The sequence below is a fragment of the Bacillus sp. ISL-77 genome, from assembly GCF_018613105.1.
Genome location: NZ_JAGGQY010000051.1, coordinates 21,850 through 48,658, shown reverse-complemented (window position 1 = coordinate 48,658; position 26,809 = coordinate 21,850). Strand labels below are relative to the sequence as shown.

Sequence of the window (26,809 nt, the reverse complement as noted above, 5' to 3'; positions counted from 1 at the left end):
AAATAGATACTTATTGACACGACAACGTGAAATATGATATTTAAATATATGGATTAGCACTCAGGTGGTGAGAGTGCTAATAGGTGCTGATTTACTTTTTAGATAATCTAAATCAGTTTTTACATATTAAGAATAGAAAGGGGCTTTTTCTATGTCGAAGATACAGTTTAAAGCAGAATCTAAACGATTACTAGAGATGATGATTAACTCCATTTATACTCACAAAGAGGTATTTTTAAGAGAGTTAATTTCGAATGCCAGTGACGCCATTGATAAAATTTATTACAAAGCCTTAACTGACGATGCTTTAAGTTTTGATCAATCCAATTATTATATTAAATTAGAAGCTGACAAAGAAAACCGTACACTTAAGATTATCGATACAGGGATCGGGATGACCAAAGAAGAACTGGAAACAAATCTTGGGACGATTGCCAAAAGTGGTTCCCTAGCATTTAAAAAGGAAAACGAATTAAAAGATGGCTATGACATTATCGGTCAGTTCGGAGTAGGTTTTTATGCTGCTTTTATGGTTGCTGACGTAGTTACTGTGATTAGTAAAAATTTAGATAGTGATGAGGCTTTTAAATGGGAATCCACAGGTGCTGATGGATATACGATTGAGCAGGTAGAAAAAGATTCAGTTGGGACAGAAATTATTTTAAAGATTAAAGAAAATAGTGAAGATGAAAACTATGATGAGTATTTAGAGGAATATCGCTTAAAAGCGATTATCAAGAAATATTCAGATTTCATCCGTTATCCAATCAAAATGGATGTTACCAACAGAAGACTCAAGGAAGGCAGTGAGTCCGAATACGAGGATTATCAAGAAGAAGAAATTATCAATAGCATGGTTCCAATTTGGAAAAAAAATAAGAGCGAGCTTACCGATGCAGATTACGAGAACTTTTATACCGAAAAACGCTACGGTTTTGACAAGCCAATTAAACATATCCATATCAGTGTCGAAGGGACCATTAGATATAATTCAATCCTATATATTCCTGAAAAAACTCCGTTCGACTTCTATTCGAAAGAATTTGAAAAGGGCTTAGAACTCTATTCCAATGGGGTTCTGATCATGGAAAAATGTGCTGACCTGCTGCCAGACCATTTCAGTTTCGTTAAAGGGATGGTCGATTCCGAAGATTTATCTCTTAACATTTCAAGAGAAATGCTCCAGCATGATCGCCAATTGAAGCTGATTGCTAAAAACATTAACAAAAACATCAAAAGCGAATTACTAAGCCTTCAAAGGAAAGAACGAGAAAAGTATGAAGAATTTTATCAATCCTTCGGTCGTCAGTTAAAGTACGGAGTTTATAATGACTTCGGTGCAAACAAAGAATTATTACAGGACCTGATCATGTTCTATTCTTCTAAAGAGAAGAAACTGGTTACGTTAGATGAATATGTATCAAGGATGCCAGAAGATCAAAAATATATTTATTACGCTTCCGGTGAATCGATTGAACGAATTGAAAAATTACCACAGGCCGAATTCGTTTCTGAAAAAGGCTATGAAATCCTTTATTTCACTGAGGATATCGATGAGTTCGCAATCAAAATGTTAATGACCTACAAAGAAAAAGAATTCAAATCCATCTCAAGTGGTGACCTGGGAATCGAAGGGGAAGAAAACAAGGACGATTCCGAATCAACAGAGACGGAAAACAAAGAACTCTTTGACTATATGAAAAATATTTTAGCGGATAAAGTGAAGGATGTAAGGATTTCAAAAAGGTTAAAGTCCCACCCGGTCTGCCTGGCAACTGAAGGGGAAATATCGATTGAAATGGAAAAAATTCTTGCTGCGATGCCGAATAACCAAAATATCAAAGCGGATAAGGTCTTAGAAATCAATAACAATCACGAAGTCTTCCAATCATTAAAAGAAGCATTTGAAAACGATAAATCAAAATTAGATCTCTATACCAAGTTATTATACAATCAAGCACTATTGATTGAAGGATTACCAATTAGTGACCCAGTAGAATTTACGAATGATATTTGCAAAATAATGGTGTAATCTTCTAATGAACTGGCCGTTCTCGCATAAAGTGAGGGCGGCTTTTTAATTTTCATAGGCAAGTATCTGAAATGGTAATATTTAGATCATTGGCGACAGAAATCTAATAAAAATGGCTAATATGGTATCCTATAGGGCTTATTGGCAACAATAATCCGATAAAAAAGGTGAAAAATGAATCCAATAGGGCTTATTGGCAATAATAATCTGATAAAAAAGGTGAAAAGTGAATCCAATAGGGCTTATTGGCGACAATAATCCGATAAAAAAGGCTAAAATAGTATCCAATAGAGTTCATTGGCGACGTTTTTCAGATAAAAAATCCATGAAATGTATCCAATCAGTGTTTTTTATAACAATAAAAAAATACTTCAGTTAAAAGAAAGGCAGGCTACTAAATTGATAAGAGAAATTGTTGTCGAGGCTGACAGTGTAATCATCGATGGGGTGGAAATCTATGGCACATTTGTGAGAGAGTACTGTAAGTCTTGTGGGAATGAATTAATCCTTTATGAGTTATATGATTCGGAATTTTGTCCTCAATGCAACGAGTGGAAAGCTAATGTTTGTGGCGATAATAGTTGTACCTTTTGTAAGGAAAGACCAGAAAAACCATTACCGTTGAAATAGACATTTTTTCCTTAAAAAGAAAAGGCTATCTGTTGTGCGATTCTAATATTTCCTATCAAAATAACTCTTCTTACTTTAATGAGTAAAATCTGTATACGTATTACCTACCTACCAATCTATCTTCTCTTATTAAATAATCATTTCCATCTTGATCTTTAAATGAGAACATGTTTCCAAATGGAAGTCTTAGCATTTCCTCTACTGATACTCCATTTTGTTTCATTTTTTCAAAAGCTGCTTCAATGTCAGTGGTGCTGAAAAGAATGGAGGGATGGGCAACTTTAGAAGGTTGATGTTGTTCCATATTCTACTTAGGAGGGTTTACTGAAGGTCTACTATTATTGGAGCTAGTGTGTTGATTTTATTTATTTTCCTTACAATTTTTAGAGATAATGAACAATTTTAATGGATTTGTTTAGTAATACACAAATTCCGTTCATTTAACAATTGAATGTGCTTTCCTTCTGGTTATAATAGGAAATAGTTAACTATGTTATTTAAGAAAGCGAGGACAAATCAATTGGATTATATGAAACTTGGAAATACCGGTTTGGATGTATCTCGGCTTTGCCTTGGCTGTATGGGTTTTGGTGTAGCAGAGAGTTGGATACATCCTTGGGTAATAGGTGAGGAACAAACTCGTCCTATTATTAAAAAAGCCCTTGAGTTAGGAATCAATTTTTTTGATACAGCAAATGTATACTCAGATGGAACAAGCGAAGAGATTGTTGGAAAAATTTTAAAGGAATATGCCAATCGAGATGAAGTCGTTCTTGCAACAAAAGTATATTTCCCTATGCATGCAGGTCCAAATGGAAAAGGTCTTTCTCGAAAGCATATTATGAGTGAAATTGACAAGAGTCTTAAACGGCTAGGGACAGATTATGTGGATCTTTATCAAATACACCGGTGGGATTATAATACCCCTATAGAAGAGACTATGGAAGCATTGCATGATGTTGTGAAGGCTGGTAAGGCAAGATACATTGGTGCTTCTGCCATGTTGGCATGGCAGTTCCTAAAAGCAAACCATGTCGCTGAAAAAAATGGTTGGACGCGGTTTGTATCCATGCAGAATCACTTAAACCTTTTGTATCGTGAAGAGGAACGTGAGATGCTGCCGTTATGTAAGGAAGAAAAAATCGGAGTGATTCCGTATAGCCCGCTTGCTTCAGGAAGATTGACGCGTGATTGGGCTGAAACAACGCATCGTTCCGAAACGGACCAAGTACAAAAGTCTAAATATGATGCTACTGCTGATACGGACAGATTGATCGCGAAGCAAGTTGCTGCCATTGCCGAAAAACGTGGCGTACCTCGCGCCCAAATTGCACTTGCTTGGTTGCTGCAAAAGGAACCGGTAATAGCTCCTATTATTGGGGCTACAAAAATATCGCATCTTGAAGATGCAGTACCAGCTCTTTCAATCAAGCTAACACCTGAAGAAATAGCATCACTAGAGGAACCATATGTACCGCACCCAGTAGTTGGTCCCTTAGTTTAGGTCAACACGAGCTATACATTGTGTTTTAACGGTGTTCATGATAACAAAGACCAAAACAGTAAAGAAACGGAACTTCCTTCGGAGCAGTGTGCCAACACTGCTCTGTTTTTTTATAAATTCCTATCTAATAAAATCCCTACTTGTTCTGCCATCACACGAGGCGTACAAGGCATTCCATTGTTGAACCACCATTCCACTAGCCCTACGTAAGAAGTGACAATAAATTGAAGAATAATATCTTCATTTAATCCTTGATTTTTTCCTTTTGCTACATCCACTTCATCTTTAAATTCTTCGATGAGAAATTCAAGGAACTGATTACGAAATGAAGGGGCTCCTTTACTGGCTAACATCGTGGAAAAGAATAAATAATGATTTTCAAGGTATTCGAACCAAGGGAGATTTGCATCTATATAATCCAATTCAGATGACGATTCACATATCTCCCGTAGTTTTTCAATATGTTCTGCAATGAGCTTATCCAGTAGATCATATTTATCCGTGTAATGAAGATAGATCGTTCCCCGGCTAACATTGGCCCTGTCGGAAATATCTTGTATTGTAATGTCATCAAAATTTTGTTCGGACATCAATTCAATAACTGCTTTTTTAATCGCTTCTTGGCTTTTGGCTATTCTTCTATCCACTTTAGGCATTGTGAGGGTCACCAAACTTTCATAAAGATATTTAACAATTTAAATGGATTTGTTCATTACTTAACAAAACGTGTTTATTTAACCATTGTAAGTATTTTGTATCTGATCATAATTATAGACATGTGTTCACTAATTTATCAATGTTTATTATATAAATCATCTTGATATGGGAAAATCGAATAATGTACATTCAAATTTTTAGTATTACCAAGTAAGAATTGTGTTGTCTTAATGTGTAACAATCATAAAAACCTAATGACCCGTGTTCTAAGTGTCCCAGGTGCAAAAGCACCATTTGAAAAAACTACTATTGGAAAAAAACGGATGATTTTTCTCATCCGTTTTTCATGTTGTTCGAATTAATTGAGATACTGTCTTAATATACTTAATCCTATTTTTAACTCATCTAATGAGTTTGTGGAAGCTAGTGCAATACGCAAATACTTATCAGGGGTGGTCTGCCCACTTAAAAAACGATCAGAATGAAAGACTCTGATACCTTGTCTTTTCAAATCCGATTCAAGCTGAAAGGCATCGTTAAATCCTTGAATTGGAAGCCAACGATAAAAACTAAAAGGGTGTCCAACATTCTTCCTTAAAGGAAAATATTCAAAATAAATATCATTTGCAGTTTGTGCAAGCTGTTTCTTTAGAGAGACAATTTCATGAGCCTTCCCTGATAAGATAAGCTCTGTGATCACCTCTGCGTCTAAAGAAGAGGTTTTTACATTGATGTTAAAAATAGCCCGCTGAATTTTCTCGCATAACGCATCACCATAGACCATATAGGCAACTCTTAAGCCAGAACATATGGACTTAGAGGTGCCGCAAATATAAATGCTCTGTTCTGGGAGTGAATTGAACATTGGCTGCTGGTAATCGGAGATTATACCTGCCGTCAGAAAAGCATGAATATCATCCTCAATTAATATTAAACGATGCTTACTGATGACTTTAGCTAATTCTTGCTTTCGAAACTCTGGAATCATCACTGTGGTAGGATTACAGCAAGAGGGCATTAGGAAAATGCCGTGAATATTTATTTGGCTACACTGCTTTTCAAGTTCGACTGGTAATATCCCAAACTCGTCTCCAAGAATGGGGACTAACTGAATATGGAACATTTTTGCCAACTCGATAAAATTTGAATACGTGTATAAATCGGTGGCAATTCTATTGCCAGGCTCAAACAAAGCAGCTAAAGCAATTGCCAGTGCATTTTGGGCACCAGAAACGATTGCTATATGCTCATGGTCCGTGTGAATTCCGAAAGACTCAATCCAGTTTAGAGCTGCTGTTTTTTGATGTAGAATCCCTGTCGGTTCGTTGTAGTTTAGTAGCTGTTCTACATAACTTTTGTTCACAACCTTTTGAATAACCTCTGTTACGATAGCATTGGTTTGCTCAAACGATGCCACAAATCCGAGCTCAATGAGGTTTGCTGTTTTATCAGCGGAAATGGTTATAGAACGGGCGGCATTTGGAGCTACAAATGTTCCACTTCCCGTAACGGCATAAATCAATCCCTTGACCTCACATATTTTGTAGGCACGGGTAATCGTGGTGAAGTTTAAGTCAAGAAAATCCGCTAATTCTCGTTGCGGAGGTAACTTTGTCCCAGGTGCCAAAAAGCCATTAATAACATCCTGTTCAAGTAGTAACGCAAGAGATTTATAAAAAGGACGATTTAAGGCTTTCTTATCAGGTTTCCAAGACATTGGATAATTTTCAAATGAATTGATTGGCATAGTACACCTCTAATATTTGTTTTCCATACAATCATATCATTTTTGTATGGAAAACTTATAATTAAATCGGATCGTTTGAAAAGGTGAAGAAACGAGTTTGTTTTATGTATGGAAAAATCAATCTGTACCCTCGTTTTGATAAAAGGGGGTATTTTCTATGTAGGGATAATTGTAATCCATACAATTTTTGAGTTTTTTGTATGGATTTTGTATGTTAAATTTAAATAAATTTAGCAATTGAGGATGTGAATCATTTGAAAAAAAGAAATCAAATATGGATTGCATTTCGTGCGGCTTTTCCATATACAGTCCCCATTTTTGCTGGATTTGTATTCTTGGGAATTGCATATGGCATCTATATGAATTCATTAGGGTTTAGTGCATTTTACCCGATTCTGATGAGTCTATTCATATTTGCAGGATCAATGGAGTTTGTGGCAGCCAATTTATTGCTTGTCGCTTTCAATCCGATTAACGCCCTTTTTCTAACTTTAATGGTGAATGCACGACATTTGTTTTACGGCATATCCATGCTGGATAAGTATAAGGGAATTGGGAAAAAGAAGATCTACATGATTTATGGGCTTTGCGATGAGTCTTTTTCAATCAATTGTACTGTTGATATTCCGAAGAATGTAGACAAGGGCTGGTTTATGTTCTTTGTGACACTACTCAATCATTCCTATTGGGTCATTGGTTCAGCAATTGGCGGCATTTTTGGATCACTTGTCAAGTTCAACACAGAAGGACTCGATTTTGTTATGACAGCTCTCTTTGTAGTCATTTTCATTGAACAGTGGATGAAAGAGAAAAAGCACCACAGTGCTCTCATCGGTGTTGGGCTTTCAACTGTCAGTCTCTTTATTTTTGGCGGAGACCACTTCATTATCCCTGCGATGTTTGCCATTCTTGGGATACTGACCCTCCTTAGAAAGCCAATGGAGAAAGTTGAGGTTAGCACCATATGACAATGAGTTTAACGCAACAGATTATTACGATTGCTATGGTGGTTTTGGGCACAGTGCTTACAAGGTTTCTTCCATTCATCGTTTTCCCATCGGGAAAGCCTACACCGCAGTATGTACAGTATCTCGGTAAAGTGCTGCCAACAGCAGTAATTGGGCTTTTGGTCATTTATTGTTTTAAGGACGTGAGTTTAGTTTCTGGAAGTCACGGTTTACCTGAATTGATTGGGGTAGTAGTAGTGGCATTGCTTCACTTTTGGAAGAAAAACATGCTCCTGTCTATAGCTGTAGGAACGATTGTATACATGATTTTGGTTCAATTGGTATTTTAATTCATCACGTATACCATCCAGTTTATTGAAGCAGCAAAACCAGGACACAGAATAGTTGCCCATGCGACTGAAATAAGACGAAACTTTCGTACAGGATTTTATCGAATTGACAATTTTCATGAGCAAAATCTAATTGCAACCATGGTGTCAGTGTCATATCGTAAGGATCATTATTTTATTGAGCTTGATGAACAAGTCTGAGTCGACGACCTTTTTTCTTGTTTCACAAACGAGGCAGTTTTATGGAAGAAGGAGATTGTGTATTATCTGTAGAAGTTTAAAAAGTTACAAACGAATGGGTTTGAGGAATTTCTCTGAACGACTACATTTTATTTTAGGAGGGAACAACATGGAAGTTTTTGCAGAATATTTAGCGCATATTGATAACCCGCAACATCGGGCCCGAACGGAAGAAGTTTTGGCTTGGGTATCTAAGAAATTTCCAAATTTAATGCCAAAAGTTGCGTGGAATCAGCCTATGTTTACCGATCACGGCACATTTATTATTGGCTTTAGCGTAGCCAAACATCATTTGGCTGTTGCCCCTGAAAGGGCAGGGATTATTCATTTTTCTGATGAAATTGTGCAGGTTGGCTATGACCACACCAAGCAGTTGGTACGTATCCAGTGGGATAATCCGGTTGATTTCACATTACTTGAGAAAATGATCGAGTTTAATATTTTGGATAAGGCAGACTGTTCAACTTTTTGGCGGAAATAATGAGCGTAAAAACAACCACTTTTTTGGTTGCTTTGGTTTTAGGATTTGATTTTAAAAGCGTTCCCGAAGCAAATGAAATTTATCGTGTGCAATAAGAAAAGCGGCAACTCATGAGATTGCCGCCGTTTGTATTGATTAATTTCTAACTAGCAAGTTGTTGTTTGATAGAACTATATATGTAGTTTCTTAGTAATATGGATACCAAACTCAATAGTAAGAATAGTAATCCACCTAAAACGATATATTGAGTACCCATTCCTGATATAAATAATCGGCCAACGGCTGTACCAAATGTTATCCCTAAGTTTCCAAATGATAGAAACAATCCATTAGCGAAATCAGGAGCTTCTGGAGCCGCAGATGTAATCCAAAATTGATTAATCATACCTCCAATAGCAAATAACATTCCCCATGTCAAAACAGTGAGTATCATAGGTAATGTGGACTTCCCCGTTAGAAATGACAATACATAAACTATTGCTAATACGATTGGGTAAGATGTTACAGTTTTCACGGCATTTTTAGTAAGCAACTTACCACCTACTAGGTTTCCTACTAAACTTGCTAAACCAAGTAAAAATAAAACCAAACTTAAACTTTTTCCCGATATATTAGTAGTCGTTTCAAGGTACTCTGCAATGTAACTATTGATACTAGATTGTGAAGAACCTATAAATACGACAGTAGCAATAGCTAACCAAGTAATTGGTTTTTTTAATACGCTTAATTGGGTTCCGTAAGAAAGTCCTTCTTTAACAGGCATAGATGGTACGAATAATAATGTAGCTATGAATGCCATAGCGTTAACGATAGCAAAGAATAACATCGCCATTTCTATGGAAGTTTCACTGGCAATATAATTAGTGATTGGTGAACTAACTAATAAACCTGCGGTTACTCCCAACATTACTTTAGAAACAGCCTTTGGTGCTACTTCCTTGCTGCAAACTATAAGAAATTAAAACAGAATGAAAATGGTAAAATAAATTGGAAAGATAACTAATTTCTTTACACTGGAATTTTGGACACATTCTTGTCGAATAAAAATTAAGGAGGAATAACTATTGTCAAAAACAAATCAAAAAATCGTTCCGCATTTATGGTATGACAAGGAGGCAAAAGAAGCAGCCGAGTTTTACGCTTCGGTATTCCCGGACTCAAAAATTACGGATGTAACAACAATCCACGATACTCCTTCAGGTGACTCCGATATTGTCTCGTTTGAACTTTGGGGGCAGAAGTTCATGGCAATCAGTGCAGGGCCCTATTTCAAGCTCAATCCGTCAGTGTCTATCGTCGTAAATTTTGACCCATCGCGAGAAAAAGAAGCGGGAGAAAAAATAAATGAGGTTTGGAACAAATTGTCCGAAGGTGGCACCGTGTTAATGCCACTTGATAAGTATCCGTTCAGTGAGAAGTTTGGCTGGATTCAGGATAAGTATGGTTTGTCCTGGCAGTTAATCCTTACCAATCCAGATGGTGAAGAGCGGCCTTCATTAGTGCCGTCACTTTTGTTTGTCGGCGATAATGAAGGCAACGCGGAAGAGGCGATTAATTTTTATTTATCCGTATTTAAGAACGCAAAGCAGGGACTTATCGCCCGCTACCCTAAGGGCATGGAACCTGACAAAGAAGGAACCATCATGTTCTCTGATTTCATGCTTGAAAATCAGTGGTTTTCCGCAATGGATAGCGCACATGAGCACAAATTCAGTTTTAACGAGGCATTCTCATTTATGGTGTACTGCGACACACAAGAAGAGATTGATTACTACTGGGAAAGGCTCTCTGCCGTTACTGAAGCCGAGCAATGCGGCTGGCTGAAAGATAAGTTTGGCCTATCCTGGCAGATTGTGCCAACTGAGATGGACGAGATGATGAGCAAAGGCACTCCAGAGCAACTTGCGCGCCTAACGGAAGCATTTCTTAAAATGAAGAAATTTGATCTTGTGAAATTACAGAAAGCATACAAGGGCTAATGAGAATACAGCCTACGGAAGATCTGAGTTAGTCGATCAAATGATGAAGAGTTCAGTGAAATGCTTATATGAAACTAAATTTTCCTTGATGAATGATAATTTTACATAAAAATGTGATTGAATTAACGGGTGCAAGAGTTTAAAATCCGGCTACATAGCCGGATTTTGTGTTCTTCGACTAACGATGCATGTGATATTTAATGTGGAAGACGGCATTCTGTTAGTTGTACTTCGAAACAGAATTGTTCATTGCGCTTTGAGAGAAAGTAAAATGATTGAATTTTGCCATATCCAAATCCATTGAACAAGTTATTTAAAAAGCAATATAGAATTTTAAAAGAGACCCTCAGAGGTCTCTTTTATAATGAACTTCTTTCATAGAATAGACGAAACCAAATTTTGGAATACTGTGGGTAGTATGTAAAGCCGGATATAAGGAGGGAAATTTAAGATGTGGATCCTAATTTTTATCATATTTATTATCTTTAATATAATTTCCTTTTTTGTTCCAAAAAGGATAGGCAGAATTGAGATTTATGCCACTTGTTTTTTTGCTTATGCATACGGAATGACGACTGACATGGTACTCGATTTGCATTATCATCTTTATGGTTATTTTGAAAAGGGTTTTCAATGGAAATCTCTTCTTGGGATCCTTCTCTACTTTCCTTCCATTAGCTTTTTATTTCTTAATTATTATCCGTCAAAAAGAAAGATAGCTTATAAAGCACTTTATATTATCCTTTGGTCCATATTCTCAGTGATTTTTGAATGGTTCACCGTGCAAACTGAATTTTTTTATTATAGTGGATGGAAACTTTGGTATTCTGCGGTAGTATATCCGCTCATCTTTTTAATTCTTGTAATTAACATGAAATTTGTTCAAAGACTAATTAGATAATTACCGATTTATCCTCTAATTACCCATCTTTCTTTAAGAAATATGTTAGGATGGACATGAAGTTACACTTATAAATAATTAGACGGGGGCAATCTGATGTATAGCTTTAAGAACGATTACAGTGAAGGCGCACATCCTAGAATATTAAATGCTTTAATAGAATCCAATCTTGTCCAAGATGATGGCTATGGGGAGGATCAATTTTCCCAAAAAGCGGTTGAACTGTTAAAGGAGAGAATGGGACGGACAGACGTTGATATTCACCTCTTATCGGGCGGAACACAAACAAATCTAATTGCGATTTCTGCTTTCTTAAGACCGCATGAAGCAGCAATGGCAGCGAGTACTGGCCATATTTTGGGGCATGAAACAGGAGCCATTGAAGCGACAGGACATAAAGTACTATCAATTGAAACAGAGAACGGGAAACTTACCCCATCTGATGTGCAAGCGGTACTCGACGGTCATCCAGATGAGCATATGGTCAAACCTAAGCTGGTATACATATCAAACTCCACCGAAATTGGCTCAATTTATAACCGGAGTGAACTCGTGCAGTTAAGTGATTTTTGTAAAAAGAACCATCTCATATTGTATATGGATGGTGCAAGGTTAGGCTCAGCACTTTGTTCAACAGAAAATGATCTTCAGTTTAGCGATCTGCCAACACTTGTGGATGCCTTCTATATCGGGGGAACAAAGAATGGGGCGCTTATTGGTGAGGCTTTGGTGATTTGCAAGGATTCTCTTAAGGAGGATTTCCGATACCATATGAAGCAAAAGGGAGCACTGCTCGCGAAAGGGAGACTTTTGGGCACCCAGTTTCTTGAACTATTCAGGGACAATTTGTTCTTTGATTTGGCCGCGCATGCTAATAAGATGGCTACCATACTTAGAGATGAAATCAGCAAAGCAAATATTCCGTTTCTAACCCATTCACCATCGAATCAAATCTTTCCGATTTTACCAAATGCGCTGATTTCGGAATTAGAGAACCATTATGCCTTTCATATTTGGGAAAAGGTCGATACCGATCACTCGGCGATTCGACTTGTAACATCCTGGGCAACAAAAGAGGAAGAGGTAGCAGCTTTCCTTGAGGATTTGAAAAAATTAATGTAAGAAGTGGAAATAATTTGAACACAAACCTCAAAAAATAATGCCTTTTCTAGCTTGATTATTGTAAGAAAATTTGATATAGTAAGAGAAATTAAAAAGACGATGTGTAACTGGCGAAACACGGATTACCGTGAGGGAGCACATAATGTCTCGTAGCCGTTCGCCTGGGCAGAGGTAGGGATTTATTCCTTACCTCTTTCTGTTTATAGGAGGGGATATTTCAACCGGCTAGGAGCCAAGATTACTTTAATATTTTAAAAATCAAGTAGATACAGATTTTAATAAAATTTGACCATTTCCGCTTGCTTAATGAATTTAGGGAATTTCAAACTATCATATAAGAATAGAGGAGAATACGAGATGAGCACAACAACACTAGACAAAATGAAAACAATCAAAACGTTAAATAATATCGCTGAGAGCGGGCTAAATGTATTCAATAAGGATCATTTTACGATTGACAATGACAGTGAAAATCCTGATGCGATTGTTGTGCGCAGTTTTAATATGCATTCACTAGAATTAGGTCATAATGTAAAGGCCATTGCACGTGCCGGAGCGGGTGTTAATAACATTCCGGTTGAAAAATGTACAGAACAGGGAATTGTGGTTTTCAATACCCCTGGTGCGAATGCGAATGCTGTAAAAGAAATGGTTCTTACTACATTGATGGCTTCATCCCGAAACCTTTTTGACGGCATAGCATGGACAAAGACATTAGAAGGCCAAGGTGACCAAGTACCGAAGCTAGTTGAAGCAGGTAAGAAACAATTCGTTGGAAAAGAAATTAAGGGGAAAACGCTGGGAGTAATTGGTTTAGGCGCCATCGGAGCACTTGTAGCGAATGATGCCCTTGATTTAGACATGGACGTGATTGGTTTTGACCCGTTTATTTCTGTTGATACAGCTTGGAATTTGTCTAGAAATGTTCAGCGCGCGATGACGATTGAACAGTTGTTTGCTAATTCTGATTATATTACGGTTCACGTTCCATTAACCGATGACACAAGAGGAATGTTTAACCAAGCAACCTTTAGCATTATGAAGCCTGGAGTTCACATTTTGAATTTCTCACGCGGAGAGCTTGTGAATGAAACAGATATGGCAGCAGCGCTTGAAGGCGGCAAGGTTGGTAAGTATATTACAGACTTCCCAAATGAAAATGTATTGAAAATGAAAAATGCAATTCCAATCCCTCATCTAGGTGCATCTACGCAAGAATCAGAGGAAAACTGTGCAATTATGGCTGCTCGCCAGGTGAAGAATTTTCTGGAAACCGGAAATATCAAGAACTCAGTGAATTTTCCGAACGCATCCATACCTTATACAGGAAAGAAACGTGTGGCAGTATTCCATAAAAACGTTCCAAACATGGTTGGACAGCTTACACTAGCTATTTCAAGCTATAATTTAAACATCGCAGACATGATTAATAGAAGCCGTGGTGAATATGCTTATACGATGATTGACATTGACAATAAAGTAAATGGCGATATCATTCCTAGTTTGCAAGAAAAAATCGATCAAATCGGTGGAATCGTAACCGCACGTATTATATAAACAAAAAAGTTCAAGGTCCCATTAATAAAATTAATGGGGCCTTGAACTTTTTTTATTTCTGATGTTTTTCTTTGATTAATTGTATCTTGATTTTTGTCTGTTTTATAATCATACTTGCTGGGGTCAAAAGCATGGCCATTTCTAGTGGGTTTTTACTTCCGCTTGTTCTGTTATTTGGGATATTTATTGCTCTTATTAACACACACGTAAAAGACCCAAGGCTGCAGGGATTTATGCGGGATATTAATCAGGTATAAGGACGAGAATTGTATACCGTAATTACTCCTTTGCAAATATTACGTAAGATAAGGTAACAAAAATGGAGACTCACAAAGATAATTGTATTAAATTATCTATATATAAATATTAGAGGGCTTGATATGAGCACGAATGACAAAGTTCTTTTTGCTGGAGATGTATATACGATAATATACGATTATAAAAATGGTCTGTACGAAATTAAAAAAGAAGATGAACGCGGGAAAGTGGTATTGGTTACTGAAAATGAGATAAATATGTTGTTGTAATTTTTATAAGAGGTGCAATCGATTCTAGAGTCTATTCATTTAAGGGAATAGGCTTTTTTTAATAAAGCAACTGGCAAAGGCAGTAAGGTAAAACTTTACGGAAGGGAGAAGACTTACTTGATTGTGGAAAGTAAGTCTATCTTTGATGCTTAAAAGTAGTCTGTTTTTTCTAAGTCTCTTATTAGCGGGTCAGTTCAACCTTATGGGCGAGTCTTTTGTTGTGAAAAAAGCTATACCATTAAAGAAAATATAGTATTTTTATAAATATATGATTACTCTGAAATATAGGAGCAGCAGTAATCAACTACTGAGTGGACTTTTAATTGAAACTTTTCATTTGCAGGTACATAGAAAACACCCGATCCATCAATGACTTTCCAATCTTCTCCTTGTAATTTATATTCTAAAAACCCCGCTAAAATTTCCATTTCTTCTTTTAAATCTGTAGAGAAATCGTAATCCCCTGGCAGCATAATTCCTAGTGTCTTCTTCGTTCCATCTTCAAATAAAACCGTCCGACTCGTTACTTTTCCGTCAAAGTATGTATTAGCTTTCTTGATAATCGTCACATGATTAAATTGTTCCATAGCTTCAATCTTCCTCTCTTCTTAGATACAACCAATTTAACATAAAAATACTTTAGTATAAATAGACAGTAAGAATAAATAGCATTTGAAAATTTCTTTACCAAGGTTGGGGAAATCAAGCTTTCTTATCTTTTGAGATCCCTGCTCCACTAAAACATCCTCTCTCTCTTTCAAAACTCATCATAGTTTTCTTATCTACAAAAGAAAATGTACAAATGCTCCAAATGAACACTTTAAAATTCACTATTTTACCAATGACTTTTAAATAGAATTTTCATAATATTACTTTATTGGACATCATGTAAGGTTTGATAACATCAAAATGGTATCTTAGCTAACAATACAATCGACCATGAATTTAACACCATCTAGGTTGGTGAACCGTATTTCAAAGGTGATTTGAATAAGATTCAACGTTTTTTATTGATCAAGAAAATAAATTTTGAGGAGTTGAAGGGACAATGTCGTCAAATTTGGCAAGTCATCGATTAGAAGAAGTAGAGATTCCTTTTGAAAAGGGATTGGACGAATCACTAAAGCCCAAAACGGAAAAAAGCAGAACAGTAGGGTCCATACCGTATATGTTTATGTGGATTGGAGATGGTGTCAATTTAGGTAACATGACACTAGGGGCTAGCTTGATTGTAGCAGGAAGCGCAACACTAAATCTTTTTCAAACATTTATCGCGGCTGCCATGGCAATTGCTATTATTTCAGGGCTATTTGCTTTAAATGATCGTCTCGGATATAGAGCAGGAATCCCCTACGTAGTACAGCTTAGAATGTCTTTCGGAATAAAAGGTTCTGTCATTTCAGCACTTTTGCGAGGCATACCTGCCATCGTTTGGTATGGTTTTCAAAGCTGGATTGGTGGTTCGGCATTAAATGAAATTGCGAAAGTTGTGACAGGCGGTAGCTTTGATAATGTTGTCATTTGTTTTGTTGTTATTCAATTGGTGCAAATTGTGCTTTCATTGTACGGTTTTCATGCCATCAAATGGGTGGAAATTCTTGCTTCGATTGTGATTATGCTTGGGCTTGTTTATGTATTTGGCGTTCTTTTAGTATCCCACAGTGAGGTTATTGCAGAAAAATGGGTCCATGCAGAAGGTTCATGGGGCTTGCCATTCTTCTCATTCATTATGATATTTTTAGGGAACTATGCAGCAATCTTTTTAAGTGCAGCGGATTACTCACGTGAGCTTAAAACGGGAATTAGTGACACGAAGCGTGGATTTTTATATTTCTCTCCTATTATTATTGCATATGGATTTGTTCTTACAATCGGTGCCATGCTTGCTTCGGCCACTGGTATTTCTAATCCAGTGAAAGCTTTCGCAATTGTGGTTGACAATCCTTATATAACAGTTGCTGTATCAGCGTTTATCGTGATTGGTGCTGTTGCTGTGAACATGGTGGCAAATATAATTCCGCCTACATACGTGATCACATTGCTTACAAAAATGAAGTATATACCGGCTGTTGTGATATCTGGATTGCTTGCATTTTGCTCGTTTCCATGGGTACTTGTCCAGGATGATTCTGCAAAAGGTCTTGGTACATTCATACTAATTTATTCCACATTCTTAGGCCCAATCGTTTCCATTTTGGTTGTTGAATATTATATATTAAGAAAGCAAAAAGTAAACATTGCGGATCTATATGATGAAAAGGGTCCATTTGCCGGATTTAATCCATGTGCGATTCTTGCGATGTTAATTGGTGCTGGAGCTGCCTTTATAGAAGTTGATTTGGGTTGGATCATTGGGGTTATTGTTGCAGGTATTGCTTACTTTTTATTAACGAAGTATGCGTTCAAAGATTCAACGTTTAAAAAAGGTACCATTTTCGAGCGGTAATTGTTATTTCAATGCTGCAATAAATTGCCAAAATGACACCCCTGTATTGAATTAGTTTAACTAATCCAATACAGGGGTGTTTTAATTTTCTGATCAATCATTATGAAGCAATGCTTTGATCTGGAATCCAATTCGGAGGCATAATGTTTGTTCAGGGTCTTTTAAACTTCGACCTAGCAGTTCCTCACACTTTTCCAAGCGGTAAATGACTGTGTTTCGATGAACAAATAGCCGCTTTGCTGTTTCAGAAAGTTGGCAGTGTGACTCCAGGTAAACGGATAGAGTTTGTAGAAGGAGATCATAGTCTTTTTTCGGCTCTGTCACCAGTCCTTTGAATGTGTTTTGGTAGAATTGCTTCATTTGTTCGTAGGGAAGCATACGTAAAATTTCTGGTACTTCTTTCGGTTGGTATGCTTCAATAAATTGGGTATTGCCAAGCGTCGTGCCGTAATAAAGAGCGTTCAATGCTTCTTTGTAAGCGTCTGGAAGACGAAGTGGTTGTTCGGCATAATTGCTAATACCAAAAGAAATCGTTTTGCTGAGTAGAAGAAAAAGAGTCGACTGGATCGTAGTTAAAAAAGTATGAAAGTCTTTCTCTTTCTCTTTCCAACTTCCTTTTGTTTCCATAAGGATAATGAATTTATTATCTATAGAAAATAATTGCATCGTTTCGGCGGATGCATGGACCGATTCTTCAATCAGGTCGTAAATGTGTTCTTTTTCTGATTGATGTTCAGAAAGTAAAAAACTTTTTTCGAAATTGTCTAGTTTGCCAACGGCACAGAAATATCGATACTCGCCAAACAACCCAAATTCTTTTCCGCGGTTAAGTATTTCCTCGGAGGAGGAGAAAGCACCATTTATGAAGTTTGTGAAAAATTCGTTTCGTAGTCGTTGTGTTTTTTGTCTTAAAGCATTTTCTTTCATTAATTCAAAAGCTATCACATTTGCAGCCTGTTCTACTGTTAAAACAGTTGTTCGGTCTGAAGGTGGGATGAATTGATGAATGAAAAGGTAACTTGGCTTTTTTTTGTGAGTATAGACAGGAAATACTGTAAAGGTTCTGCGATTCTCTCCTACGAGTGAAAATGAGGTAAAACCAGCATTTGGTAAGAAAGAAAAACTACCTGTGAGTAAAGAGTAAAAGTCGTATGACATTCCCTTTGTACTGTTAATCTGACGCAATTGATGATTTAACAGTGTCACGGGACTGCTAATCAAAACAGATAGGCTCTCAAGAATGATATCAAGTCCCTGACCATTGACGATGAGATTCGTGAAGTGTTGATGTGTCTTCATCGCCTGGTGAAGTTCGTTTGTGCGCATATCCAAAATACCGCTGAGGGATTGATGTACAATATCCCCTAAAGCTGTCTCAACCGGAATATCGATAATAGGGATGTTCAATTCATTAGCTAGTTGGATCGCTTCCATTGGAAGGTCATGCAAAAATCTGTTCGTTTTAATGCCAAGGCCGGCGCATCCTTGTTTTTGCATTTCCGTTATTAATTCTAATAGTGATAGGGGATTGTTTTTTAAGTGAAATCCAGTGGTAACAAGTAACCCGCCTTTTTTTAAGTATGGAATAATATCAGGTGCATCCATCATATTAACCGTATCAACTTCACGATTTAATCCACTGTTACCGGCAACAACGACTGCGCCAGCATAGACTGGAAGACGTAATAAATTTTCCAGCAACATTTTTATTCACTCCCAGTATGATTTTTGTATTACTTTTTAGTTAAATTAAACAACAAAACAGACAAAGTTTCTACATATTTGTGAATGTTCTTTGAGTTCTTTTCTATTAAAATAAACATAGACAAGAAAAGAGTGGGGGGAGGTTATAAAATGGAGACAGATTCGTCTGTATTATCGAAACCAGTAAACAATATGATTGAATGGCTGTCCTCCTACGGACAGACGGAAAGAAATGGTGTTACTCGCCTATTATACGATAAAAAGTGGCAAGAAGCCCAACAGGCTTTAAAGAAAGTGATAGAGACTCTTGGACTCGCTTCTTACTTTGATGACGTAGGGAATTTATACGGAAGGCTGGAAGGGTCTGGAGAAAAAGCGTCGTCTGTTATTTTAACAGGTTCACATATCGATACCGTAAAGGATGGCGGAAAATATGATGGTGCTTATGGTGTTGTTGCCGGTGTTATTGCACTTGATTATTTATCCCGGAAATATGGACAGCCAAAACGAACAATCGAAGTTGTGTCACTTTGTGAAGAAGAAGGAAGCCGCTTTCCATTAACATATTGGGGTTCCGGGAACATTACAGGTCTACGGACAAAAGAGCAGGTAGAAAAGATAGAAGATAATCATGGTATACCATTTATCCAGGCAATGAACGAAGCTGGTTTTGGACTTGGTCACTTCCGTGAAGCAAAACGAAACGACATAGATTGTTTTATCGAACTTCATATCGAACAAGGTGAAATACTTGAGCGGGAAAACAAATCGATTGGCGTTGTCAGCCACATTGTAGGTCAGCGTCGGTATAATGTAAAGGTAACAGGAGAAAGCAATCATGCGGGGACCACGCCGATGCATTACCGAAAAGACGCTGTTCATACGGCCGCTTTACTTATTCAAGCTTTAATGGAACAGGCAAAAGAAACAGATCCTATGCTTGTGGCAACGGTCGGCAGAATGGAAATTAAACCGAACATACCAAACGTGATTGCGCGTGAAGCCTTGTTCTCAATTGACATCCGCCATAGTGAAGAAGCCTTGCTTGAAGAATTTAGTGTAAAGGTTTTTGAGGCTTTCAAGCAAATTTGCCAGAAACAACAAACAAATCTTCAGATTGACAACTGGATGAACGAACAACCGGTGAAAATGTGTGAAAAGCTAAGTGATTTATCAGCAACGGTGTTAGAAAAAGAAGCAGTACCCTATAAAGTGATGACAAGCGGTGCAGGGCATGATGCCCAAGTATTCGGACAATACATGCCTGCATGCTTGTTATTTGTACCAAGTCATAGGGGCATCAGTCATTCCCCTGATGAATATACAAAAGCCGAGGATTTGGAAAAAGGCGTTCAGCTTTTGATCAAAGTCCTGCACAAATTAGCCTATTAAGGAGGACAATAATGTGACAGTATTTCGCGAATTAAACACACCTTTACGGACAATTATGACACCAGGACCAGTCGAAGCTGACCCCCGGGTATTACGGGCAATGAGTACACCAATTTTAGGGCAATTTGATCCGGCTTTTACCCAGATTATGAATGAGACAATGGAAATGCTTCGCCAAGTGTTCCAGACAAAAAACCAATGGACATTTCCGATTGATGGAACTTCACGTTCTGGTATTGAAGCAGTTTTAACTAGTATTTTAGCACCGGGAGATAAAGTGTTAATTCCTATATTTGGACGGTTTGGGCACTTGCTTACGGAGATTGCTGAACGGAACGGTGCTGAAATTCATACAATCGAAACAGAGTGGGGACAAGTGTTTGATCAGGATGAAATCATTAAAGCCATGGAACGTGTAAAGCCGAAAGTGCTTGCGATTGTGCACGGCGAAACATCGACTGGATGCATGCAGCCACTTGATAAACTCGGAAAGGCCTGCCGTGAAATGGATATTCTTTGTGTCGTGGATGCGGTCGCGACCATTGCTGGAACAGAAGTGAAAGTAGATGAGTGGCAACTTGATGCTGTTATTGGCGGAACGCAAAAATGTTTTTCAGTTCCTTCAGGCATGGCACCAATCACTTACAATGAGCGGGTAGAGAAACTTCTCGCATCCCGGAAAAAAGTGGAAAAAGGTGTACGGACAATTGGAGATGCAGTAGACGTACGTAATCCTATTCAAAGTAATTATTTTGATCTAAGCCAACTCCAGGATTATTGGGGGCCGCGCCGTCTTAATCACCATACGGAAGCGACTTCCATGCTGTATGCTTTACGGGAAGGTGCTAGAATTGTTCTTGAAGAAGGGCTAGAAGAGCGTTTTGCCCGTCACCGTCTTCATGAGAAAGCCATTATGGAAGGGATTAAAGCAATGGGGCTGACACTCTTCAATGATGTAACTTGGAAATTACCGATGGTTACATGTGTCAACATTCCAGAAGGAATTGACGGTGAAGCAGTCCGGTCTATGTTACTTGGACAATTTGGTATTGAAATTGCCAGTTCGTTTGGTCCGCTTCATGGGAAGATTTGGAGAATTGGTGCGATGGGATACAGTTGTAGGAAAGAGAATGTTTTCGCTGTTTTGTCTGCTCTTGAAGCAGCACTTATCCGGAATGGGGCATCTGTTCAAAGAGGCGAAGCTCTGCAGGCAGCACTAGATGTCTATGACCCAGCCTCTCGTATGGCAGTTTTGGTGTAATAGTAAGCCGGTTCTTATCCAAGTTCGTTTATGGTTAAGCCGGCTTTTTTTCTTTAAAGAGATACAGTTGCTATAGTGAAATGCATTTTTTGAAAAGAAGGTGGACATATGTGGGAATGGACGCGGGTAAAACATTGGACAGCAGGGCTACAATGGCTGTTTTTCCTTTTTACCAATACGGTTGTGATACCGATAACCATCGGGAGTGCCTTTCAATTGGAACAAGGAAAAATAATTGCGCTTCTTCAGCTTTCTTTTCTTGTTACCGGAATAGCTTGTATTATTCAAGCACTATTGGGTCACCGCCGTTCAATTATGGAAGGGCAGTCAGGTCTTTGGTGGGGTGTTATTTTAAGTATGTGCTACATAGCGCCGGCACAAGGACTGCCACTGACTGTTGTGGGCGGCAGTATTTCAGCCGGCATTATCATTTCAGGCGTTATTACAATGATTGTCGGTCTATCAGGTTTATCAAGATTCATTGCAAAATGGTTTAATCCGGGGGTCATGGCTGTATTTACGTTTTTATTGGCCGTCCGGCTTAATACCATTTTTTTAAAAGGAATGCTTGGTATTCCTTTTAGTGTAGGAGGGTCACCGGCTCAGATTGACATTCCAGTCTTTTTATTATCAGCTATGGTCGTATTACTCACGATTTTCCTTAGTGTAAAAGGTGGAAACGGCATTGGACGGTATTCACTTCTCATTGGGATTATCGCTGGTTGGATCGCTTATGAAACCGTCTTTAAATCAACAAGTGAGACGGTCAATATGAGCAGTGAGTCAACGATTGGGTTATTTCTTCTTGGAGATCTTTCTTTTGATATTGGAATTATCATCACGGCTGTAGTCGCCGGGATGTTAAACCTTTCAAATACATTTGGCGCCTTAAAAGGAACAGATGAAATTTACAAAAGTGAAACAACGAATGAACAGTACCGGCGCTCGTTTACAATTTCGGGTGCATTTACAATCATTTCTGGCTTGTTCGGCATGGTTCCGTACGCACCGTATGTATCGTCTATCGGGTTTTTAAATCAAACACGAATAGTAGAACGTCTACCTTTTATTCTTGGAGGCGTTATGTTTATTGTCATGGGTGTGGTTCCTGAAATCGGCAATCTAATTGCGAAAATGCCACTCAGTGTCGGGAGTGCTGCGTTACTTGTCGCTTATATGCGCTTATTACAACCAGCGCTTGGCTACTTTGCACAAATTGAACTGACAACAGCCAACTTGTACAGAGTGGCCACACCACTGTTTATCGGAATTATTTTTATGTCTTTTCCGACTGAATACTTTGGATCTGTTCCAGCAACCATTCGTCCGTTGTTAAGCAATGGGCTGCTGATGGGTATTTTATTGGCTCTTGTATTGGAAAATATTCATTTTCGCAATATCTGGAAAAAGAAAGATTATAAGCATATTAAGAGGGGGGCATAAAAAAATGATCGATAAATGGAATGCATTTATGAACAAAGACCAAACTCTTGAGCCAATAGGGTCTGGAGTATTAAACGGACAGACATTTGCGGTAAAAGATGTTTATTCGATTAAAGGGCATACATGTACGGCTGGTAATCCAGACTGGTTACGAACACACGATCCGTCTGTTGAGACAGCAAGCAGTATTCAAAAGCTTCTTGCTGCAGGGGCAAAGTTGACAGGTACCTTACAGACTGATGAACTGATGTACAGTTTAAATGGTGAAAATGCTCACTATGGTACCCCGGTAAATCCAAAAGCCCCGGGCAGAATTCCTGGAGGATCATCGAGCGGTTCCGCTTCTGCGGTGTCCGCAGGCCTAGTAGATTTTTCGCTTGGAACGGACACTGGCGGTTCGGTGAGAATTCCATCTTCTTACTGCGGATTGTACGGGATTCGTCCGACACACAATCTTGTAAGTAGTGATGGTGTCATTCCTTTGGCAAAGAGTTTTGATACAGTTGGATGGATGGCACAGGATGCTAGATTGCTTGCCCAAGTTGGGGAAGTATTACTGCCATCTTCAGATGACAATGGTTTCTTTCAACGCATTTTTCTAGAAGAAGATGCCTGGTCATTGCCGGATGCGAAATCAACTGAAGAGCTTAAAAAACTTTTGCCTGCTATTAAAAATAGTACAGATCATTTTGAACAGGTCCGGGTAGCGGATGAAGGATTTCCAGCATGGACAGAAATATTTAGGACGATTCAAGCGCTGGAAATTTGGGAAGAACATGGCCCGTGGATTACAAAGGAGAAGCCATCATTTGGGCCCGGAATTGCGGATAGATTTCAGATGGCCAGCATGTTGAAGAAAGAGAAGTGCCAAAGCCAGTTTGAACAATGGAAGATGATCAGGCACCGGATGGATCAATTATTAGTGGATGATGCACTTCTCGTTATACCAACTGCTCCAGGTCCCGCACCACTTTTGAATTTACAAGGTGAAACAGCCGAACAGTACAGGGCAAGAGCCATGCAATTAACATGTATTGCTGGGCTTGCAGGATTACCCCAAGTAACTCTTCCGCTCGCAACTGTTGACGGTCTGCCAGTTGGCTTATCAATTATAGCGGGTCGAAACCAAGACAAGCGTCTGTTGGAGTGGGTTGTTTCATTCGCAGAAGTTCACAATTCCAAGGAGGAAAAACGATGAAATTAGCAACAATCCGTCATAATGGAGAAGAAATTGCGGCTATTATTGAAGGGGACGGAGTTTTTCAAATGCAACAGGTCAATGAGCTGTCAGGAAACCTGTGGAGTGAAAAATTGCTTCCACTCATACAGTCTGGGGAGCTTAGCGAATTGACAGCATGGTATAACAATGAAGGTAAGATACAATTACAACAACAAAATGGTCTTGTACTAAAAGAAGTTGTATTTGCGCCTTTGTTCCGCGCTCCCGAGAAAGTACTCGGTGTAGGCATGAACTATCTGGAAAAGGCTCTTGAGTTATCGGGTAAGCCACCGGAGTTAGAGCCAGTTGTATTCATGAAGCCAAATTCAAGCTTAATTGGTCAAGGGGACACGATTGAAATTCCTCCTCAATCACCGAATGTTGCAGGGGAAGCGGAACTGGCGATTATCATCGGAAGAACTTGTGAAAACGTGGAGGAAATAGATTTTTACAATGTTATCGCCGGTTTTACGACTAGCCTTGATATGACGGCAAAAGATATTCAAAATCAAAACCCTGTTTTTCTGCAGCGGGCTAAAAGTTTTAATACGTTTTGCAGCTTCGGGCCGTATTTGATCACGGCAGATGAATTTTCCGATTTAGCATCCATAAAAGTGGAGACGGTATTAAACGGAACTGTTTTTCACGAGAATACCATTGAAAACATGATGTACCAGCCTGCCTTTATTGTGTCTTTCTTTTCCAAGATCATGACACTTCAGCCAGGAGATGTCATATTAACAGGAACACCGGGATCCGTCTTAATCCGTGAAGGTGATACGTTGGAATGCCGTGTAACCGGATTTTCAAGTTTAACAAATAAGGTGAAAAAGCGGGCATAGTAAAAAATGAAAAAGCAGTTTTAGAAATCGGCGTTTTCAAATAACAGGGGGAAGAAAATTGAAACAATTTGATATGATCATTAAAAATGGAACAGTAGTTTTACCGGATAAAGTTAAAAAAACAAATATCGTCATTAAAAATGGAGTAATCGTAGCTATTAGTGATGAGTCCTCATTTGAGGCGGAACGTATTATTGATGCATCAGGCCAGTATGTATTTCCCGGCATGATTGACGTACATGTTCATTTTAGCGATCCTGGCCGTGAATATTGGGAAGGGTTCCGTACCGGCTCACAGATGATGGCGGCAGGTGGTTGTACAACTTTTTTTGATATGCCCTTGAATGGGATTCCTTCCACTATTGATAAAGAGGCACTATATGCTAAAAGCGACAAAGGCAATCAAGAATCTTATACTGATTTCGCGCTCTGGGGAGGACTTGTCCCAGGGAATGAAAATCATTTGGCGGAATTGGCTGAAGAAGGAGTTATTGGATTTAAAGCGTTTCTGTCAACGACCGGGAACAAGGAATTTGAAAATGTGGATGACATAACATTATTAAACGGGATGAAAATCATTGCCGGTTTAAACAAAGTACTCGCGCTTCACTCAGAAAGCGGCCCGATTACTGACTGGCTTACAGCAGAAAAAGTAAAAGCAGGACACGTATCAGCGGACGATTATTTGGCAACCCGACCGATTGCGGCTGAGGCAGAGGCTGTCCAACGTGCATTATATTATGCGGAAGTAACCGGCTGTCCGTTACATTTTGTGCACATCAGCTCGGCAGAAGCAATTGAAAAAATTGAGGAAGCAAAGAGTAAAGGTATGAATGTAACAGTCGAAACATGTCCACATTATTTACTTTTTAATCAAAATACTTTGCGTGAAAAAGGAGCGGTCGCTAAATGTGCTCCACCGCTACGTATGCCAGAAGAGCAGGAAAAACTTATTCAATTACTCATCAACAAGAAGTTTGATATGATTTCTTCTGACCATTCACCATGCACGAGCGATTTAAAAGATCCGGCTACTTATAACCTTTTCCAAGCATGGGGCGGTATTAGCGGTGGCCAATTTTCCTTCCTTTCCATGATGGAATTGGCTTTGAAACACAACATACCATTCGAACATATTGCAGAGTGGACAGCCTTGAACCCAGCAGGGCGCTTTGGACTTTCATCAAAAGGGAAAATTGCTGAAGGGTATGATGCAGACATTGTCCTCGTTTCTGTTGACGAATCATTTACTGTTACAGAAGATAACTTTTTCGCTAAAAACAAAATCAGTGTTTATATAGGACATACGTTCCCATGTAAAGTGATGAGCACGATCAACCGTGGACAGGTTGTCTACGAAGAGGGTGTCATTCGTTCCGAGCAGGCTAGTGGAAAATGGATAACACCAAAAAAATAAAACCAATAGTAAAAGCTGATTGAAGATGAGCATGTTGCTTATCGGTGGCATCGATTACATCGATGTCATTTTTTTATATAACTGTTATTAACAATCATCACCCATCTGAATACTAATAATTGATTGTATTATTTATAAAATTGGTAAAAAGGGAATCGCTATATAATAAACTGTGGTCAATTGGAGGGAGTAACTTTGAAAATTGAGTACGATTATAAATTCGGATTGCCACGAAGCATTGTATGGAAGTATATAAAGGATGAAAAGGTACTAAGGAACTCCATCCCAGGCTGATCTCTACTTTTTTACCTGGAGCATGGATGCATTTTTTAAGAGACTATTATGAGCCTATGTGTGTGGCGCAGATTTAGTAGAAAAAATAAAAGATATTCCCCTAACCAAATTAGAGAA

25 protein-coding genes and 1 riboswitch are annotated in these 26,809 nt (G+C 38.4%); of the genes, 19 read left to right on the top strand and 6 right to left on the bottom strand.

The genetic code is table 11. The features are described 5' to 3' along the window. The first annotated feature begins 151 nt into the window (after positions 1-151). Both htpG and J7E77_RS20750 read left to right on the top strand, forming a co-directional pair. The gene (gene htpG / locus J7E77_RS20755; RefSeq protein WP_214716770.1) at positions 152-2,032 is read left to right on the top strand and encodes a molecular chaperone HtpG; all 1,881 of its coding nucleotides are present in this window, start codon (positions 152-154) and stop codon (positions 2,030-2,032) included. Between the two features lie 399 nt (positions 2,033-2,431). After that, a complete protein-coding gene (locus J7E77_RS20750) occupies positions 2,432-2,662 on the top strand; it encodes a hypothetical protein (RefSeq protein WP_214716769.1) in 231 nt (76 codons plus the stop codon). A gap of 100 nt (positions 2,663-2,762) precedes the next feature. Here J7E77_RS20750 and J7E77_RS20745 read toward each other — a convergent pair whose 3' ends face one another. Then, positions 2,763-2,966, bottom strand: a complete 204-nt coding sequence (locus J7E77_RS20745) for a VOC family protein (protein WP_214716768.1) — start codon at positions 2,964-2,966, stop codon at positions 2,763-2,765. 216 nt (positions 2,967-3,182) lie between these two features. Between J7E77_RS20745 and J7E77_RS20740 the strand changes: the two genes are divergently transcribed. Continuing rightward, positions 3,183-4,166, top strand: a complete 984-nt coding sequence (locus J7E77_RS20740) for an aldo/keto reductase (RefSeq protein ID WP_214716973.1) — start codon at positions 3,183-3,185, stop codon at positions 4,164-4,166. Positions 4,167-4,276: 110 nt separating this feature from the next. Here the strand turns inward: J7E77_RS20740 and J7E77_RS20735 are convergent, their stop codons facing one another. Both J7E77_RS20735 and J7E77_RS20730 read right to left on the bottom strand, forming a co-directional pair. Further along, a complete protein-coding gene (locus tag J7E77_RS20735; RefSeq protein WP_214716767.1) occupies positions 4,277-4,822 on the bottom strand; it encodes a TetR/AcrR family transcriptional regulator in 546 nt (181 codons plus the stop codon). A 359-nt stretch (positions 4,823-5,181) separates the two neighbouring features. Continuing rightward, entirely contained in the window at positions 5,182-6,570 is a 1,389-nt protein-coding gene (locus tag J7E77_RS20730; RefSeq protein ID WP_214716766.1) for an aminotransferase-like domain-containing protein, read from the bottom strand. 224 nt (positions 6,571-6,794) lie between these two features. Between J7E77_RS20730 and azlC the strand changes: the two genes are divergently transcribed. From azlC to J7E77_RS20715, 3 genes are all read left to right on the top strand, one after another. Continuing rightward, entirely contained in the window at positions 6,795-7,538 is a 744-nt protein-coding gene (gene azlC / locus J7E77_RS20725) for an azaleucine resistance protein AzlC (RefSeq protein ID WP_214716972.1), read from the top strand. Beyond that, positions 7,535-7,867 (top strand): branched-chain amino acid transporter permease, encoded by a 333-nt coding sequence (locus J7E77_RS20720; protein ID WP_214716765.1) that lies wholly within the window; start codon positions 7,535-7,537, stop codon positions 7,865-7,867. Before azlC ends, J7E77_RS20720 begins: the two co-directional genes overlap by 4 nt. A 349-nt stretch (positions 7,868-8,216) precedes the next feature. Then, positions 8,217-8,588, top strand: a complete 372-nt coding sequence (locus J7E77_RS20715) for an iron chaperone (RefSeq protein WP_214716764.1) — start codon at positions 8,217-8,219, stop codon at positions 8,586-8,588. Between the two features lie 142 nt (positions 8,589-8,730). On the opposite strand, the gene J7E77_RS20710 is transcribed toward J7E77_RS20715, so the two are convergent. After that, positions 8,731-9,540, bottom strand: coding sequence for an MFS transporter (locus J7E77_RS20710; RefSeq protein WP_308160737.1), 810 nt, complete (start codon positions 9,538-9,540; stop codon positions 8,731-8,733). Positions 9,541-9,652: 112 nt separating this feature from the next. Here J7E77_RS20710 and J7E77_RS20705 point away from each other — a divergent pair, with 112 nt between their 5' ends. From J7E77_RS20705 to J7E77_RS20690, 6 genes are all read left to right on the top strand, one after another. Continuing rightward, positions 9,653-10,567, top strand: coding sequence for a VOC family protein (locus tag J7E77_RS20705; RefSeq protein ID WP_214716762.1), 915 nt, complete (start codon positions 9,653-9,655; stop codon positions 10,565-10,567). Positions 10,568-11,018: 451 nt separating this feature from the next. Continuing rightward, on the top strand, positions 11,019-11,468 hold the full coding sequence (locus J7E77_RS31825) for a CBO0543 family protein (protein ID WP_374102993.1): 450 nt from the start codon (positions 11,019-11,021) through the stop codon (positions 11,466-11,468). 96 nt (positions 11,469-11,564) lie between these two features. After that, positions 11,565-12,590: a threonine aldolase family protein gene (locus J7E77_RS20700; protein ID WP_214716761.1), complete on the top strand. Its 1,026-nt coding sequence runs from the start codon at positions 11,565-11,567 to the stop codon at positions 12,588-12,590. A 93-nt stretch (positions 12,591-12,683) separates the two neighbouring features. Further along, positions 12,684-12,764, top strand: a riboswitch (ZMP/ZTP riboswitch). A 183-nt stretch (positions 12,765-12,947) separates the two neighbouring features. Beyond that, on the top strand, positions 12,948-14,147 hold the full coding sequence (locus J7E77_RS20695) for a phosphoglycerate dehydrogenase (protein WP_214716760.1): 1,200 nt from the start codon (positions 12,948-12,950) through the stop codon (positions 14,145-14,147). 131 nt (positions 14,148-14,278) lie between these two features. Then, a complete protein-coding gene (locus J7E77_RS31255; protein WP_285290631.1) occupies positions 14,279-14,404 on the top strand; it encodes a hypothetical protein in 126 nt (41 codons plus the stop codon). Positions 14,405-14,527: 123 nt separating this feature from the next. Then, positions 14,528-14,674 carry a hypothetical protein gene (locus J7E77_RS20690; RefSeq protein WP_214716759.1) on the top strand — a complete coding sequence of 49 codons (147 nt, stop codon included), beginning with the start codon at positions 14,528-14,530 and terminating at the stop codon, positions 14,672-14,674. 272 nt (positions 14,675-14,946) lie between these two features. Here J7E77_RS20690 and ppnP read toward each other — a convergent pair whose 3' ends face one another. Continuing rightward, on the bottom strand, positions 14,947-15,261 hold the full coding sequence (gene ppnP, locus J7E77_RS20685) for a pyrimidine/purine nucleoside phosphorylase (protein WP_214716758.1): 315 nt from the start codon (positions 15,259-15,261) through the stop codon (positions 14,947-14,949). 461 nt (positions 15,262-15,722) lie between these two features. Here ppnP and J7E77_RS20680 point away from each other — a divergent pair, with 461 nt between their 5' ends. After that, positions 15,723-17,120 carry an NCS1 family transporter gene (locus J7E77_RS20680; RefSeq protein ID WP_214716757.1) on the top strand — a complete coding sequence of 466 codons (1,398 nt, stop codon included), beginning with the start codon at positions 15,723-15,725 and terminating at the stop codon, positions 17,118-17,120. A gap of 93 nt (positions 17,121-17,213) precedes the next feature. Here J7E77_RS20680 and J7E77_RS20675 read toward each other — a convergent pair whose 3' ends face one another. After that, complete coding sequence (locus J7E77_RS20675) at positions 17,214-18,824, bottom strand: PucR family transcriptional regulator (protein WP_214716756.1); 1,611 nt, start codon at positions 18,822-18,824, stop codon at positions 17,214-17,216. A 150-nt stretch (positions 18,825-18,974) separates the two neighbouring features. Here J7E77_RS20675 and allC point away from each other — a divergent pair, with 150 nt between their 5' ends. From allC to J7E77_RS20645, 6 genes are all read left to right on the top strand, one after another. Next, positions 18,975-20,216, top strand: coding sequence for an allantoate deiminase (allC, locus tag J7E77_RS20670; RefSeq protein WP_214716755.1), 1,242 nt, complete (start codon positions 18,975-18,977; stop codon positions 20,214-20,216). A 55-nt stretch (positions 20,217-20,271) separates the two neighbouring features. Further along, the gene (locus tag J7E77_RS20665; protein WP_251028146.1) at positions 20,272-21,477 is read left to right on the top strand and encodes a pyridoxal-phosphate-dependent aminotransferase family protein; all 1,206 of its coding nucleotides are present in this window, start codon (positions 20,272-20,274) and stop codon (positions 21,475-21,477) included. A 108-nt stretch (positions 21,478-21,585) separates the two neighbouring features. Next, positions 21,586-22,920, top strand: a complete 1,335-nt coding sequence (locus tag J7E77_RS20660; protein ID WP_214716753.1) for a uracil/xanthine transporter — start codon at positions 21,586-21,588, stop codon at positions 22,918-22,920. A 4-nt stretch (positions 22,921-22,924) separates the two neighbouring features. After that, positions 22,925-24,118, top strand: coding sequence for an amidase (locus tag J7E77_RS20655; RefSeq protein ID WP_214716752.1), 1,194 nt, complete (start codon positions 22,925-22,927; stop codon positions 24,116-24,118). Further along, positions 24,115-24,981 carry a fumarylacetoacetate hydrolase family protein gene (locus J7E77_RS20650; protein WP_214716751.1) on the top strand — a complete coding sequence of 289 codons (867 nt, stop codon included), beginning with the start codon at positions 24,115-24,117 and terminating at the stop codon, positions 24,979-24,981. The genes J7E77_RS20655 and J7E77_RS20650 overlap by 4 nt, the downstream gene beginning before the upstream one ends. 58 nt (positions 24,982-25,039) lie before the next feature. Next, positions 25,040-26,398: an allantoinase gene (locus tag J7E77_RS20645; RefSeq protein WP_214716750.1), complete on the top strand. Its 1,359-nt coding sequence runs from the start codon at positions 25,040-25,042 to the stop codon at positions 26,396-26,398. Positions 26,399-26,809 lie beyond the last annotated feature (411 nt).